We start from the raw sequence: 15,745 nt of genomic DNA on the forward strand, positions 1-15,745 counted from the left end.
TCACCCGCGGCGCGCCGGGCCATGGCCGCGGGCCGGGACCCTACGAAGGTAGCCGTCGGCCTTCGACCCACCGACTTTCGTCGCATCGGTCGCCCACCATCGCCGCTGCCGGCCCCCGCGGCGTTCGGCTGGAATACCGGTCAGGAAGTCACCGACCGTCGCCGGCCGCGCACCGCGGCCAACCTGGAGGCAGCCATGTCCGCCACCCGCACCGCCCGAACCAACAGCCCTTCGGTACCCCCCCGGGCCGGAACCCGTGGCGCCCGGGCCCTGACCGTCGCCGCCGCGACCGCGGCCGCCCTGGTCGTGTGGGCCCTCATCTCCTACGTGTTCGGCGTCGACCTGGCCGCACGACCCTTCGGCGCACCGGACTACACCCCCGTCGGAGCGGCCGCCGTCGTGGCCGGGGGGCTGGTCCCAGGGCTGTGTGCCTGGGGACTACTGGCGCTGATGGAACGACTCGGCTGGCGCGCCCGGCGGGTCTGGACCATCGTCGCCGGCGTCGTCCTGGTGCTCTCGCTGGCGACTCCGCTCACCGGTGGTGAGACCCTCGGCGCGGTGATCGGCCTGACCGCCCTGCACCTCACCGTGGCGGCCGTACTCATCCCCGGTCTGGCTCGCACCGCCGTCCGGTGACAGTTCACCCACGAAGGTCGCCCGCGGATTGCCGCGACGACGGCCTGGGCACACACCCGGTGGGGGGCCCGACCTCGGGGGGATCTGGTCGGGACGTTTCAGTCCTGCCTGACCGGCGCCACGGCGCCGGTCGGCCAGTAGTCTGGGAGTCCCCACATGCACTCATCACATCCCGGCCCGGCCTCACATCCCGGCCCGGCCTCACATCCCCGCCTGGCCTCACGTCCCCGCCTGGCCTCACGTCCCCGCCTGGCTGTCGTTCTCGCCGCGGCCCTCCTCCTCGTCCTGTCCCCGCTCACGACCGGCTCCGCTCCCGCGGCGCCACCTCCCCCGGCCCCGCCGATGGGCAAGATGTCGACGACGACCCTGCTGCTCAGCTCTATTCCCGCGACCGGCGGACGGGCCGTCCCCTTCCTGCGCCTGCCGACCCGGCACATGAAGGCCGGGCAGTCGATCTACGTCGTGGGGCGGATGGCCGCCGTGACCAACGTGCCGAGGGGCCCGATGATGGGCATCCGCATCATCTGCCTGGGCGGGAGCGGAGGACCGTTCACCGTTCGCAACCACGACGGGCGCGCCTACGGCGTCCAGGCCATCGTCGTGCGCTGGCTCTTCACCGCCCCGCACGACGGCAACTACACCTGTGAGCTCCGTGGCGTGGGCGCGACCCAGATCGATCCGCAGGTGGCCCGACTCGACCTGGTCGCGAGCCGCAGCCTGTTGCAGGTGACACCGGTACGGACGGGCGCCCAGGGTTGGATGACCGGCGCCGACACCTGTGTCGGGACCCAGGGAATCCCGAACATCCCCCAGTGCGCGCAGCCACGTTCCGCGGTGACGGTCCTGGCGCGACACCTCTCAGCCGGTACGGCGCGCTTCGTGAACACCGTGACCGACGTGCAGTTGAGCCGGGAGTACGGCGCGTACCCAGGCGGTTCGAGCACCGTCAAGGTCACCTTGCATGCCACCCCGTCGACGGCGAGCGGACACCCGTGCGCGCCGGTCCGGTCGACCAGCCGGACCGCCACGATCAACGGGCACGTGCACCACTACAAGGTCAACCTCACCTTGCCGGGCACGCGGGTGAACCTCGGCGGCGGTTGCGGTCGCCAGGTACTGCTCCAGACCCGGGTCGAGCACCTGGCGGGCAACCCCGTCACCGTCCACGACTCGAGGTACTCCAACGCCGCGGCGTGGACCTACTGACCGAGGGGTCGTCCCCACGGTCGGTTCCAGCTCGGCATCGCATCGGTCGGCATCGCATCGGTCGGCACCGCCTCCGCCGGCCGTGCGTCAGCCGATCAGGTCGCCGGTCGCCGCCCGCCACGTGTCCGCCGCCTCCACGTCGGTCGGCATGGTGGCGGCGCGGCGTTCGGCATCGACCATCTGGGCGTACGCCGCGACCTCCTCGGCCCGGCGTGCTTCGTCCCAACCGAGCACCTCGCCCATCACCCGAGCCGCCTCCGGCGCCGCCGCCGTGCCCCGGTCGGCGGTCTCCATGAAGATCCGGGTCCGCCGGGAGAGGACGTCGACCAGGTGCAGCGCGCCCTCGCTGTGGGCGGCATAGGCGATCTCGGCGCTCAGATAGCGCGGCGCACCGGGGAGCGGACGCGCAAGGTCGGGCTGCTCGACCGCCAGGTCGAGCACGTCGGGCGTGAGGTCGCCGTAGCGGCCGAGCAGGTGGTCGACGTCCCCCGGCGAGACCCGGGCCTCGCGGGCGAGCCGGTCGCGCTGGTGGCGAAGCGCGTCGTAACCGGACGCGCCGAGCAGCGGCAGCCGCTCGGTGGTGGACGGCGGCAGCGCACGCCCGAGCGGATGGCTCGCCGCGTCGACGGCGTCCCTCGCCATCAGGCGGTACGTCGTGTACTTGCCGCCCACGACCGTGATCATGCCGGGTGGGCCCTCGACCACGGTGTGGTCACGGCGCAGCGCGGCCGTCGTCTTCGCTCCGGCCGCACCACCACGTCCGACGGCACTCGCGAGCAGCGGCCGCAGCCCGGCGTACACGCCGAGCACGTCGGCCGTGCTGATCGGGCGGCGCAACCACCGGTTGGCATGGCCGAGCAGGTAGTCGACGTCCTCGGCGGAGGCCAACGGATGCGCGCGGTCGTGGTCCCAGAGAGTGTCGGTGGTGCCCATCAGCCAATAGTCGAACCACCGGCGGATGATGAAGACACTGTCCTTGGTCCTCGCGATCAGCCCGGTGCGCGACTCGATCCGGTCACCGGGTACGACGAGGTGCACCCCCTTCGCCGGGCGTACGGCGATGGTCTGCTGGCCACCGAGAGACTGGACCTCATCGGCCCAGATGCCCGCGGCGTTGACCACGACCCGTGCCGTGAGGTCGGCGTGCCCGCCCTCCTCGAGGTCATGGACGCGGACGCCGACGACGCGTTCGCCGTCACGCAGCATGCCCACCACCCGCGCCCTGGTGAGGACGGTGGCACCGAGGCTCGCCGCGGTCCGGGCGAGCGTCATGGTGTGCCTGGCGTCGTCGACCCGGACGTCGTGGTACTGCACCGCGCCGGTGATGCCCTCCGGCCGAAGCTCCGGCATCTCCGCCAGGGCGGCTCGACGGCTCAGGTGCCGGTGGCCCGGGACGCTTCGCGGCCCGGAGAGCCGGAACACGTCGTACAACGCGACACCCGCGCCCACGTAGGGGCGCTGCCAGCGGCGGGTGAACGGGAACATGAACGGCTCGGGCTGCACCAGATGGGGGCACAGCCGCTCCACCATGAGGTCCCGCTCGAGCAACGCCTCCCGCACGAGACCGAAGTTGAGCTGCTCGAGGTAGCGCAGTCCGCCGTGGAAGATCTTTCCCGAACGGGACGACGTACCGCTCGCCAGGTCGTCGGCCTCGACCAGGATGACCGACAGGCCGCGCGAGGTGGCGTCGAGTGCCACGCCGGCCCCTGTGACACCGCCGCCGACCACGACCATGTCGACCTCGCGGTCACCGAGTCCGGCGATCTCCTCCCGCCGCCGCGTGGCGGACAGGACCGACCTGTCGGGCCTCACCGACCCGACTCCGGCGGCGGCACCTGTCCATAGTTGCCGAACTTGGCGATCACCCGCTCGATCTCCTCGACGGGCAGCTCGCGCGGGCGGAGCCCGAGGGCGGCGCCGCCGGTCGACGCGCGCAGCCACAGCTCGCACAGCCACTCGAGGTACTGGTTGAGCTGGAAGGCCTGGGCCAGCGAGGACCCCACGGTCACGGTGCCGTGGTTGGCCATCAGGCAGCCGTTGCGACCCTTCAGCGCGTCGGTCACCGAGGCGGCGAGCTCGGGAGTGCCGTACGTCGCGTAGGGGGCGACCCGGATCGCGCCGTTGAAGAGCCCGACCAGGTAGTGGATGGTCGGCAGCTCGTCGACCAGCGTCGAGACGGCGGCCGCGGACGTCGCGTGGGTGTGCACGACCGCGGTGTGCTCGGTCGTCCGGTAGACGGACAGGTGGAGCGGCGTCTCGCTGGTCGGGTCCAGCTGCCCTTCGACCAGCTCGCCGTCCAGGTCGATGACACAGACGAGTTCGGGGGTGAGCGCGTCGTAGTCGAGGCCGCTCGGCGTGGCGACCACCAGGTCACCCACCCGGACGCTCAGGTTTCCCGACGTGCCCACGACGAGCCCTTCCGGGCGTAGCCGCTGGGCGAACCGGACCACCTCGGCCCGCTCCTTCGCCAACCTCATACCTGACGCTCCTTCCATTCGGTGCGCGCGCGATCAACGGTCGCGCGGTAACGGTCGTACTCTCCCGCGTAAAGCCGGGTGCTGTCCGCACCGGGTCCGACCACCGTGGTCGCGGCGGCCCGGGTCGTTGCCCATGCACCCGCGTCGGCGTCCAGGCCGGTGGCGGCGATGCCGGCCAGGACCGCGCCGTACGCGCCGACCTCCGCGCTCGGCGCCACGTGCACCGGACGGCCGAGCACGTCGGCGAACAGCCGCAACCAGTGCTTGCTGCGCACGCCGCCCCCGCAGATCGCGACGTCGCCGCTCAGGCCGGCCGCCTCGAAGCAGTGCCGGGCGGCGTAGGCGATCCCTTCGCAGACCGCGCGGACGACGTCGGCCGGGGTGGTCTGGACGGTGAGCCCGTCGAGTCGGGCCCGGGCACCGGACTCGAGGAACGGCGCGCGTTCACCGGCCGGGGAGAAGTACGGCAGGCAGCGGACGCCGTGCGCCCCCGGCACGCTGGCCGCGAGGAGTTCGTCCACGCCGTCGTGGGTCCGGCCGATCAGGGCCAGCACCCAGTCGAGCGCGGCGGTGCCCACCATCGCCGGCATCGAGCGCAGCCAGCGGTCCGGACGGCCGAGCGGGAGGGTGAGTCCCGCCGGTTCGCCGGACATGTCCAGCTCGTCGATCACGACCTGGCAGGCGAGCGTCGTCCCGACGATCAGGTGGCCGACGCCGGGCTCGTCGACGCCGGAGCCGCGGGCACAGGCGGGCAGGTCGAAGGGACCCGCCGAGACGGGGGTGCCGACGGCCAGGCCGAGCAGTGCCGCGCCCTCGTCGTTCAGGACGCCGGTCGGGCCCGGCTCGACCACCGGGGCGAGCAGGTCGGCGCGGTGCGCCAGCCCGCAGGCGTCGAGGACGTCCGTCGCGTAGGTGCGGGTCACCGGGTCGAGGAAGGGCAGCGCCGCGTCGGAGGTGTCGGTCGCGCGGACACCGGTCAGCCGCTGCATCACCACGTCCTTGCAGTACGCCGCCGTCAACGCCCAGTCGAGCACCCGCGGCTCGTGCGCGTCCAGCCACGCGAGCACCGGTGCCGGACAGCCGGGGAACATCGCCCCGCCCGTCCGCCGGAACACCGTCTCGGACATCCCGTCGGCCTGCCAGCGGTCGGCGATCCCGGCGGCGCGGGCGTCCATCCAGGACACCGCGGGCCGCACGGCTCGGCCGGCGCCGTCCACGAGCCACACACCGTCGCCCTGCCCGGTGAGGGCGAGCAGTGTCGGCGGGCCCGCGGTCTGCGCGGCGGCGCTCTTCAGCAGCCCGCGCACCACCATGGCGACCGCCGTCAGCACCTCCTCCATGTCCTGCTCGAACCACGCCTCGTGCGGGCTCACGACCCGCGCCGGCGCCGACTCGAGTGCGCACTGCTCGCCGGCGTCGTCGAACAAGGCCGCCTTGATCACCGACGTACCGATGTCGACACCGATGTAGCTCATGGCCGCCTCCTCAGCGCCGGGTGGAGAGGACCTCCGGGTTGGCGCAGTGCGCCGGCGGCTCCCCGTCGAGCCACCGGCGTACTTCGCCGGCACAGATCGCCGCGGCGCGTTCGGCCACCTCCCGGCTGCAGCCGGCGATGTGCGGGGCCATCACGAGGTTGCGGGTGGCGAAGAGTCGCGAGGACCGGGGCAGTGGTTCCTCGGGAAAGACGTCGATCCCCGCAGCGGCGAGCGCACCCCGGTCGAGCGCGTCGCACAGGGCGTCGTAGTCGACCAAGCCGCCACGTGCGGTGTTGACGAGGACGGAGCCCGGACGCATCCGGGCGAGTTCCGCCGCGCCGATGAGTCCGCTCGTCTGTTCGGTCAGCCGGGCGTGCAGGCTCACCACCCGGGACTTCGCGAGCAGGACGTCGAGGTCGTGGACGCGCTCGACGTCCGGGCCGAACGCCTCCGCCGCCGCGAAGGGGTCGTACGCGAGCACCCGGGCACCGAAGGCGGTCAGCAGTCGGCCGACCAACTGTCCGATCGCGCCGTACCCCACCAGCCCCACGGTCGAGTCGCGCAGCTCGAATCCGGCCGAGTCGTAGCGGAAGTAGTGACCGGGCCAGTCGCGTCCGCCGGAGAGTTCGGCGTGCCCGGCGGCGATGTGGCGGCAGGTCGCCAGCATGAGGCCGAGCGCGAACTCCGCCGCGGCGTTCGCGTTGCGCCCGGGTGCGTAACAGACCACGACGCCGGACCGGGTGGCCGCCGCCAGGTTGACGTTGACAGGGCCACCGCGCGACACCACGACCAGGCGCAGGTCGGGCGCGTGGTCGAAGATGCGTTGGGTGAACGGCGCGAGATGGGTGACGGCGGCGTCCACGCCGTCCAGGGCGGCGATCATGGTGTCCTCGTCCCCGGCTGCCTCGACCACCTCGCCGACCTTGCCCCAGGGCCGGGTCGGCCAGCCCAGGTCGAGGGTGCGCACGTCCGGCCGCTGGCGGCGGGGTGCGGTGGACCGGCCGAGTTCCGCGTCGAGCGCCCGGACCAGGAGGTCGGGGCGGACGAACTCGTCACCAGCCGCGAGGATTCGCGCTCTGCTCATCTGTCCCCGTCTCTCCTCTGTTCCCGACTCTGGTCTGTAGTCTGGCCGACACGGGCGTCACCGCGAGGGTCACTCACCGGCCACCTCGACACGTACGTCATGGGACTTGAGCTCGGCCACCACGTTCCGGTCCGCCCCGGCATCCACGATCACCACGTCGAAGGCGTCGACCGGCACCAGCCGGTGCAACGCCGTACGGCCGAGCTTGGTGTGGTCGAGCAGCAGGTACCGCACCGCCGCGACCTCCAGCATGGCCCGCTTGACCGCGACGATCCGCTCCTCCTGGTGGTAGGCGAAACCGCCGGACAGCGCGGAGGTGGACACGAACACCGCGTCGACCCGGAGCGACTGGACCGCCTCGACACACGTCACACCGAGGAACGAGTCGTGCAGGGGGTCGTAGTCGCCGCCGAAGCCGGTGAGCCCGACTCCCCGGACCCGCGACAGTTCGCGCATCGCCGGCAGGAAGTTGGTCCCGACATGAAGCGGCCGTGCCGGAGCCAGATGTGCGACGAGCGCGAACGCCGTGGTCGAGTCGTCCAGGATGAGTGACATCCCGGACTCGACGTGACGGGCGGCATGCCGGGCGATCGCCTGCTTCTGCGTCAACATCGACTTGCGGCGGTAGGCGACGTTGGACTCGAAGACCCCGGACGGCTGTGCCGTGACACCGCCACGGAACTTCCGCACCACGCCCCGCTCGGCGAGCTCGTCAAGATCGCGGTGGATCGTCATCAGGCTGACGCCGAACATCGGCGCGAGCTCCTGGGCGGTCGACTTGCCCCGACCCAGCACGAACTCCGCAAGGCGTTCCTGACGCTCCTCCGGCGACTCGTGCCGGCCGTCGACGGTCATCGTGCGGCCACCACCTTCGGGTCCGGCGTAGGAACTGACGTCTCGGAGCGCCACACGAAGCGCACGGCGCCCTGCGCGGCGGGAAGCACCTGGTCACGTCGTCACACGACTTAACACGTTCTGACGTGATCATCTCGGGCTACCCTGTGACGAAGCGAGCAGGCGGGTCAAGAGGTGCTGACCGGGTTCGGCCAGGTGGGCTCACCGGGCCGCCTTGCCGCGGCGCACCGGGCCGCCGCTCACCAGGTTTCGGTTCCCGCTCCAAGCGGTGGGTTCCATGCCATGAGGCCCCACCGACCCGCGTGGTCGCGCCGCAGGACCGCGCCGGTGGCGTTGCGGATGACGGGCAACGCCGTACGGAAGGCCCGCGGAGGGATGCCGAGCAGGTCGCAGACCACGATGCGCAGGAACGTGCCGTGCGCGACGACGAGGACCCGGTCGCCGGACTCGCCGTTCGAGATGTCGGCGAGCGCCGCCCGTCCCCGTGCCAGCGCGGCGGAGGGAGACTCTCCGCCGGGAAGCGGGTTGGCATAGGGATCGGCCTCGAACGCCGCACGCTCGTGCGGGAACCGCTCCCGCATCTCCGCCGCCGTCAGGCCCTCGGCCGTGCCGAAGTCGAGTTCGACCAGGCGCTCGTCGACCGGCGCGCGCAAGCCGGTCTTGCGTACGGCCGGCTCCGCCGTGTCACGGGCTCGTCGCAGAGTCGAACTCACGATCGCCGTCAACTTCGCCTGCGCCGCCCACTCGCCGAGTTCGACCGCCTGCTCGTGTCCGAGATCGGTCAACGGCGCGTCCGTACGCCCGACGTAGCGGTTTTCGGCGTGCATGGGCGTCTCGCCGTGACGGACGAGGAACACGGTCACCGGGAGGCCGGGGCGATCATGAGGCACCCGTCGACGATAGACGTCTCCGTTCCGCCAGGACAGCGGAGGTCCAGTCAGCCGGTGCACCCAGCGGCCCGCCGCCGAGATCAACTGGGACGCCGACGTGCTCGCTGCCTACCGCCCTCCGTGTCGGATCTCGTTTCTGACAAAGACTTGTTCGAAAGAATCTTGGTTGGGCGGCTCGGATCGCCTTGTTTACAAGGGGTTGTTGTCGGTGGTCGGGTCTAGGGTTTGGTCATGGACACCGACACCACCTCCACCCATCCGCTTGGTGCTGTGGTCGATGGTGTCCGCGACTCCCTCGACGAAGCCGCGTCCTGTCCGATCTGGTCGCTCCCCGACGCGCAACTCGGCGGGGTGTTGGCCCAGCTTGTGCGGGAGCGGGCGCGTCTGGACGCCCTGATCTTCGACCTGGTGCGGCAAGCCGATGTCAACGCGGTCCACACCGGCACGGGTGCGGCGAGCACCGCGGTATGGGTCCGGCAACAGACCCGGATGAGCCGCGCCGAAGCCGGTGGCGCGGTGAAGCTGGCCAAGGCCCTCGACGCCACCCTGCACAGCACGAAGAAGGCGCTGTCGCAGGGGCGGGTGTCGTTGCGGCATGCGCAGGAGATCCACCTCGCCATGGGGAAACTCCCCGCCGACATCGACCCCGACGTCAAGGCCCAAGGCGAGGCCGCGTTGGTGGAACAGGCACAGACCTTCGACCCGCAGGAGCTGCGAGCGTTGGGAGACCGCCTGTATCAGGTGGTGGCCCCTAACGACGCCGACAGACGGATCGGTGAACAGTTGGCGCGCGAGGAGCGGAAAGCAGCCGCGAGCAGGACCGTCTACTTCGGCACCGCCGGACCAGGCATCGGCACCGTCACCATGCGGTTCGAACGCGCCTACATGGCCCAACTCCACGGCATGCTCGACGCCCTGGCGAAACCACGGCCCGGCCCGCACGGCAGGGACACCCGCCCCTACGACCGCCGCTTGGCCGACGCCGCGATCGAATGGATCGGCCTCGCTCAGGCCGCCGGGAACGCACCCACCCGGGGCGGGACCAGGCCGCGGATCACCGCCACGGTCCCCTTCAAGTTTCTCCGCGGCCTCCACGGGCACGGCGTCATCCACACCACCCTCCAAGCCACCGCAACCCTCAACCCCGACGGCGGCTGCGAGGCGTGCGTCACCGGCCGCGGGGACGCGGAGAACGGCGGCGCGGATGGCAGCGGTCCGAAGGTCGGGGCGTTCGGGAAAGTCCCCGACGGGATCCCGGTCTCCGCACGATGGCTACGCATGCTGACCTGCGACGCAGAGATCCTCCCCGCCGTGTTAGGCAGCGACGGAGCCATCCTCGACCTCGGCACCGGAACACGACTCTTCACCAGCAACCAACGCCACGCCCTCGGAGAACGCGACGGACACCACTGCAACTTCCCCGACTGCCAAGCACACGAAAAATGGTGCCACGCCCATCACCTCATCCACTGGGCAGACGGAGGACCCACAGACATAGGAAACGGGGTACTCCTGTGCCCCACCCACCACGACATGATCCACCACGAACTGGCAGGTGCGGATGGGTGACCACGGCCACCCCGAATACATCCCACCCCCATGGACCGACCCCACCCAACACCCCCTCCGCCGCTAGACCGCAGCCGCAGCCGCAGAGACCACCCTGCTGCCGCCGACCTCGCAGCGGACGCAACACTAGGTTGACGTCAAGATCATCCAGTGCCGGACGAAGCGATCAGTCCAACCACCCGCGCCTGACGAGTGCGTCCCGCCAGCGCTGGTAGGCATCGGTGAACCGATCGGTGCTGCCCTCCCGTGGAAGGTGGCGGGAGCGGACCCGCACCATCGCGTCCGCCGCACCCGACAGGGATCCGTACGTACCGGCCGCCGCGACCACCGCCATACCGAACGCGCCGTCGGTCACCTCGGGTACGACGATCTCGCGGCCGAGGATGTCGGCGTGCAACCGCGGCCAGTAGGCGCTGCGAGCCCCACCACCGGTGAGCGTCACCGCCCCCGTCACCGCCGCCCCCAACGCCTCGACGTGCTCGAGCGCCAGCCGTTCGACGAACGCGACGCCCTGTAGGAGTGCCGCGTGGCGTTCCGCGTCCCCGCTCGGCGTACCGTCCAGGAATCCTTCGGCGTCGGGCCTGCTGATCGGGAACCGCTCCCCCCGCCCGACAAGTGGGTACGCGAGGCAGCCCGCCGGTTCGTACGCCGCGGCCGCCTCGTCGAGCGCAGCAAGATCGGCGCCCGGGAACTCCCGGGCCAGCACACCCGCCCCCGCGCTCGACGCGCCACCCGGCCACCACCCGCCGTCCGGGCTGCGGTGGGAATAGACCGCGCCGCTGGGATCCTCGACCGGCGCCTTCGTCGTGCCCTTGAGGACGAGAGTGGTCCCGAGGACATAGTTCCACGCACCCGGGGTCAGGGCGCCCGAGGCGACCTGCGCGGCGCATCCGTCGGTCAGCCCGGCAAGGATCGGTGTGCCGGCCGGAATCCCGGTCAGCTTCGCCGCGGCAGCGCCGACCTCACCCAGCCGCGCACCCGGCGCGACGACCGCGGGCAGCCGAGCGGGGTCGAGCCCGTGTCGGTCCAGGACGTCGCGGGGCCAGTCGGCGCGCATCAGGTCGACGCCGCTCTTGAGCGCGTGGCTCCAGTCCGTCGCCACCGGTACGCCGGCCAACCGGGCGGCCACGAGGTCGGCCTGATGGGAGAGTCGCGCGTCCCCGGGAAAGTCGTGCTGCTCGAGCAGCCACAACGCCTTGGCGAGCCCCCACGACGCCTGCGGGCGGGCTCCGGCCGCCGCCCAGCCAGGTGCGGGGTCCGCGGCGAGGCGCGTGGCGTAGGTGCCGGCCCGACCGTCGTCGTACATGAGCGCCGGAGTGACCGGCCGGGAGGGATCGCCGTCCACGTCCCGGACGAACAACACCGTCCCGGACGTGCTGCACACCGCCAGCCCGCCGACCGTACCGACGGTGCCCGCACGCATCACTTCCCGTGCCGCTGCGGCGAAGGCGGACCACCACTCCTCTGGGTCCTGCTCGTGCCGGACACCGTCCCGCCGACTGCCCAACGAGGCCGACGCCTTCGCCACCACAGTGCCGTCGGCCGTCGCGGCGACCACGCGGACCCCCTGCGTACCGAGGTCGACACCAAGCCAGGTCAGGCCATGATCGGCATGCTCCGTCATGCACCCCATCACATCGGCGTCCGGAGCGGCGCGTCAACTCGACCCCGCGGATCTGGTCACCGCATGGTGCACCGACGACGACCCCGGGCGACGACAGCCCCAAGCGACGGCCCCGGGCGAGGACCCCAGGCGCGCTAGAAGCGCGCCGGTTCGCGGTAGTCGCCCCACTCCTTCTTCAACAACCCACAGATCTCACCGAGCGTGGCCTCCGCGCGGGCGGCGGCCAGGATGGCCGGAACCATGTTCTGGTCGGTACGCGCCACCTCCGCGAGTTCGCGCAGCGTCTTGTCAACGTCGGCTTGCACCCGCGTTCGACGGCGGTCGGCGAGCATGCGCCGCTGCTCCACCTCGACCTCGTGGCTCACCCGGAGGATCTCCACCTCCCCGGTCACGGAGGCCGTGTGCGCGTTGACGCCGACGATCTTCTTCTCGCCCTTCTCCAGTGCCTGCTGGTACTGGAAGGCGGCGTCGGCGATCTCACTCATGAACCAGCCGTCGTCGATACCCCGAAGCAGACCCGCGGTGATGGTCCCGTCGTCGCTCATCTCCCTGATCCGGGCGAACACGTCCTCGGCCTCGGCTTCGAGCCGGTCGGTCAGTGCCTCGACGTACCACGAGCCGCCAAGAGGATCGGCGACGTTACCGACACCGGTCTCCTCCATCAGCACCTGTTGGGTGCGCATCGCGATCTCCGCTGCCCGCTCCGACGGCAGCGCGAGGGTCTCGTCGAGCGCGTTGGTGTGTAGGGAGTTGGTCCCGCCGAGGACGGCGGCGAGTGCCTCGACGGCGGTGCGAACGACGTTGTTGTAGGGCTGTTGCGCGGTCAGCGACACGCCCGCGGTCTGGGTGTGGAATCGCAACCATGCCGCCCGGTCGGTCTTCGCGCCGTACACGTCCCGCATCCAGCGGGCCCAGATCCGGCGCGCGGCCCGGAACTTCGCGATCTCCTCGAAGAAGTCGATGTGGCTGTCGAAGAAGAAGGACAGCCCCGGAGCGAAGACGTCGACGTCGAGGCCGCGGGACAGGCCTAGCTCGACGTAGGCGAAGCCGTCCGCGAGGGTGTAGGCAAGCTCCTGCGCGGCGGTCGATCCGGCCTCCCGGATGTGGTAGCCCGACACCGACAGCGGCTTGTAGGCCGGGATCTCCTTGGCGCAGAACTCCATCAGGTCGCCGATCAGGCGCAGGTGCGGCTGCGGCGCGAACAGCCACTCCTTCTGCGCGATGTACTCCTTGAAGATGTCGGTCTGCAGGGTTCCGTCGAGGGTGGCGATGTCGACGCCCTGGCGTTCGGCTGCCACGAGGTACATGCAGAAGACGGGTACCGCCGGCCCGGAGATGGTCATCGAAGTAGTGACCTCACCGAGCGGGATGTCCTCGAAGAGCACGTCCATGTCGGCGGCCGAGTCGACCGCCACGCCACAGTGGCCGACCTCACCGAGCGACTGGGGCTCGTCGGAGTCGCGGCCCATCAGCGTGGGCATGTCGAAGGCCACCGACAACCCACCGCCCCCGCCCGCGAGGATCATGCGGTAACGCTCGTTGGTCTGATGAGCACTTCCGAATCCCGCGAACTGCCGGATCGTCCAGGTCCTCCCCCGGTATCCGGTCGGGTACAGGCCGCGGGTGAAGGGGTGTTCGCCCGGCCAGCCGATGCGCTCGAAGCGGGGATCATCGGCTCCGTCCGGCGGGCCGTAGACCGGCTCCACCTCCGATCCGGACAGGGTCGTACGCCGCAACCGGTCCTGCCTGTCCGCGGCGGCGCCCCCGCCGGACCGCAGGCGTTCCCCCGCCGCGTCGTACCGCTGCCTCCACCGGCGCCGGCCCTCCGCGATGTCTTCGGCCCTCATAGGTCCTCCCGGCTTCCGGGCGCCCTCGTGAGGCGCCACTGCCACGATAGTAGGACGTCCAACTATCCGCAGGCAGGTGCGGAGTTCGAGAGCATAGGAGTCGGGTCGGACACAATTCGGTGACTCCGGCCCGCTCGGATCCGCCTTCAGCCCGGCGACGGCACCCGCCCGCCGGAGGCGCGCCTGCTCAGGGCAGGAAGTCGCCCGCGTCCTGGCGTACCAGGGTCAGCAGCTCGTGCACCGTGCACAGGCTCGCGTCGTCGAGCGCGTCCAGCCCGAACCGCATCGCGACGAGGTCCTTCGTGGTGGCCTTGACGACCTCGCGCCCCTCGTCGGTGACCTCCGCCAGGACGCCTCGTCCGTCCTCCGGATGAGGGGTGCGTCGCACCAGGCCGTCCCGCTCGAGTCGCCGGACGATCGAGGTCACGGACGTGGGGTGCACCTGCAGGCGCTCGCCCATCTTGCCCAGCGGCAGCGCGCCGGTCCGGGTGAACGTGAGCAGCACCAGGGCTTCGTACCGAGCGAAGGTCAGGTCGTAGCGCCGCAGCACCTCGTCCAGTCGGGCGAGGACGATCTGCTGGACCCGCATCAGCGAGGTGACCGCCCGCATCGGCTCGACCGCGGCATCCCCACCGAAGTGGTGTGCCCACTGTCGGGCTGCCTCCTGAACGGGGTCGAACGGCAGCGGCCTCCTCTTCGCCATGCCCAGGAACGTAACAGGCGACCGGATCCACCCCTGGAGCTGGCCCACGTCAGCTGGCCACAGGAAAGAGTGGGAACCTGGTTGGCGATCTGTGCTCGGAGGCCGGTCCGGACCGGCCTCGGCCGCATCGCGTCGCCCTGGTTCGAACGGCGCCCATCGGTGGGACCGTGCGGCCTCTCAGGCGGGGTCGTGCTGGCGGGCGGCCGGGCGGTCGCCGTGTCCGGGCTCCTGTTGCGGGTTGTCGCCGTCGTCCGTGGCACGCGGCTCCGGCCAGCCTGTCCCGTGTCCCCGACCGCCCGTGCGGACGTGTGTCCTTGGGTGTGTCGGCGGGTGGGTGGGCTGGGAGCGCGCCGGGTGCGGACGCTGCTGGTGGATCATCTGCGCGTCTCGCTGCGATGACGGCGTACCGCTGTGCGCGGGCTCGCTCGGGCCGGGCTGCTGGTCGCCCCGCGCGGGCGTCGCGGGTTGGCCGGCCTCCAGCTTGAGCGGCGGGACGATGCGCCGCCGGATCAGGCCGACGCCCCACTCGACGACCACCCAGGTCGGTCCGGCAAGCCTGCGCAACCACCGTCGTACGCCACTCCAGCCGAGGTCGACGAGCAGCGTCAGCTGGAGCATCGCGGCGCCGACCATGGCGCCGGCGACCAGGTCGCTGAACCAGTGGGTGTGGCGGTAGACCGAGATGATGGTCATCAGGACGGTGATCCCGGCGACCACGGCCCAGAGCAGCCGGCGCACGGGCGGGCTGATGCTGCCGTAACGCACCAGCAGCGCCACGATCAGGCCGTAGACGAAGAGCGTGTTGGCGGTGTGCCCGGACGGGAAGAGGACGTTGTCGCCGACGAAGAGTTCGGGGCCACCGGTGCGCGGGCTCTCCCGCCCGCTGGCGAGCTTGAGGACGCCGATCACGCCGTTGAGCGCGATCGTGGAACCGATGGCGATCACGAGCGGGCGAATGCTGCGAATCCGGCGAGACAGGTAGAACGCCACAATGACCAGCAAAGGCAGACAGATCAACCGTTGGCCGATCCGGTCCACGGCGTCGGCGTAGGGGTAGTCGTACGGCCCCCGGAACTTCCAGATCTCGGATACGTGAGAGTCCAAGCTCAGCAGAAATCCGCCTCGGGCCAGATCCGCGAAGATCGCCAGCACCCCGACGAACAGGACGACTGCCAGCACCGGAAAAGTCGGAGTCGCACCGGTGGACTCGTCTCGGGCCTTCTTCTCCGAGACTCGACCGTGCATGACGGGCCGGCTCCTCTCAGTATCGACGGTGATCACGAACGCCGCGTTGGTGTCCGGCCGTCGGTCTTCCCGACGATAGACGACCAGTGAGTTAAGAGGGTTCCTGCTTACCCAGTGCGTGACTGAGCGTTGTC

13 protein-coding genes are annotated in these 15,745 nt (G+C 71.1%); 3 read left to right on the forward strand and 10 right to left on the reverse strand.

Annotation, left to right across the window (positions count from 1 at the left end; all coding sequences use genetic code 11):
• The first annotated feature begins 195 nt into the window (after positions 1-195).
• Positions 196-636: a DUF6069 family protein gene (locus HEB94_RS40505; RefSeq protein WP_202896807.1), complete on the forward strand. Its 441-nt coding sequence runs from the start codon at positions 196-198 to the stop codon at positions 634-636.
• Positions 637-987: 351 nt separating this feature from the next.
• Positions 988-1,842, forward strand: coding sequence for a hypothetical protein (locus tag HEB94_RS40510; protein ID WP_192754740.1), 855 nt, complete (start codon positions 988-990; stop codon positions 1,840-1,842).
• An 87-nt stretch (positions 1,843-1,929) separates the two neighbouring features.
• On the opposite strand, the gene HEB94_RS40515 is transcribed toward HEB94_RS40510, so the two are convergent.
• The 6 genes from HEB94_RS40515 to HEB94_RS40540 form a co-directional block, all read right to left on the reverse strand.
• Positions 1,930-3,654 carry an FAD-dependent oxidoreductase gene (locus HEB94_RS40515; protein ID WP_192754741.1) on the reverse strand — a complete coding sequence of 575 codons (1,725 nt, stop codon included), beginning with the start codon at positions 3,652-3,654 and terminating at the stop codon, positions 1,930-1,932.
• Positions 3,651-4,319, reverse strand: a complete 669-nt coding sequence (locus HEB94_RS40520; RefSeq protein ID WP_192754742.1) for a class II aldolase/adducin family protein — start codon at positions 4,317-4,319, stop codon at positions 3,651-3,653. The genes HEB94_RS40515 and HEB94_RS40520 overlap by 4 nt, the downstream gene beginning before the upstream one ends.
• Complete coding sequence (locus HEB94_RS40525) at positions 4,316-5,794, reverse strand: FGGY-family carbohydrate kinase (RefSeq protein ID WP_192754743.1); 1,479 nt, start codon at positions 5,792-5,794, stop codon at positions 4,316-4,318. Before HEB94_RS40525 ends, HEB94_RS40520 begins: the two co-directional genes overlap by 4 nt.
• A 10-nt stretch (positions 5,795-5,804) precedes the next feature.
• Positions 5,805-6,878 (reverse strand): 2-hydroxyacid dehydrogenase, encoded by a 1,074-nt coding sequence (locus HEB94_RS40530; protein ID WP_192754744.1) that lies wholly within the window; start codon positions 6,876-6,878, stop codon positions 5,805-5,807.
• Between the two features lie 69 nt (positions 6,879-6,947).
• Positions 6,948-7,733, reverse strand: coding sequence for a DeoR/GlpR family DNA-binding transcription regulator (locus tag HEB94_RS40535; protein WP_192754745.1), 786 nt, complete (start codon positions 7,731-7,733; stop codon positions 6,948-6,950).
• 239 nt (positions 7,734-7,972) lie between these two features.
• The gene (locus HEB94_RS40540) at positions 7,973-8,623 is read right to left on the reverse strand and encodes a histidine phosphatase family protein (protein WP_202896808.1); all 651 of its coding nucleotides are present in this window, start codon (positions 8,621-8,623) and stop codon (positions 7,973-7,975) included.
• Positions 8,624-8,854: 231 nt separating this feature from the next.
• On the opposite strand from HEB94_RS40540, the gene HEB94_RS40545 reads away from it, so the two are divergent.
• Positions 8,855-10,192 (forward strand): HNH endonuclease signature motif containing protein, encoded by a 1,338-nt coding sequence (locus tag HEB94_RS40545; protein ID WP_192754746.1) that lies wholly within the window; start codon positions 8,855-8,857, stop codon positions 10,190-10,192.
• A gap of 166 nt (positions 10,193-10,358) precedes the next feature.
• On the opposite strand, the gene HEB94_RS40550 is transcribed toward HEB94_RS40545, so the two are convergent.
• The 4 genes from HEB94_RS40550 to HEB94_RS40565 all read right to left on the reverse strand — a co-directional run bounded on the left by HEB94_RS40550 (position 10,359) and on the right by HEB94_RS40565 (position 15,611).
• Positions 10,359-11,816: an FGGY-family carbohydrate kinase gene (locus HEB94_RS40550; RefSeq protein WP_192754747.1), complete on the reverse strand. Its 1,458-nt coding sequence runs from the start codon at positions 11,814-11,816 to the stop codon at positions 10,359-10,361.
• Between the two features lie 134 nt (positions 11,817-11,950).
• Positions 11,951-13,663: a coenzyme B12-dependent isobutyryl-CoA mutase large subunit gene (locus HEB94_RS40555; RefSeq protein ID WP_192754748.1), complete on the reverse strand. Its 1,713-nt coding sequence runs from the start codon at positions 13,661-13,663 to the stop codon at positions 11,951-11,953.
• A 187-nt stretch (positions 13,664-13,850) separates the two neighbouring features.
• Positions 13,851-14,366, reverse strand: a complete 516-nt coding sequence (locus tag HEB94_RS40560) for a MarR family winged helix-turn-helix transcriptional regulator (protein WP_192754749.1) — start codon at positions 14,364-14,366, stop codon at positions 13,851-13,853.
• A gap of 177 nt (positions 14,367-14,543) precedes the next feature.
• Complete coding sequence (locus HEB94_RS40565) at positions 14,544-15,611, reverse strand: phosphatase PAP2 family protein (protein WP_192754750.1); 1,068 nt, start codon at positions 15,609-15,611, stop codon at positions 14,544-14,546.
• Positions 15,612-15,745 lie beyond the last annotated feature (134 nt).

The sequence above is a fragment of the Actinopolymorpha pittospori genome, assembly GCF_014873875.1.
GTDB classification, from domain to species: domain Bacteria; phylum Actinomycetota; class Actinomycetes; order Propionibacteriales; family Actinopolymorphaceae; genus Actinopolymorpha; species Actinopolymorpha pittospori.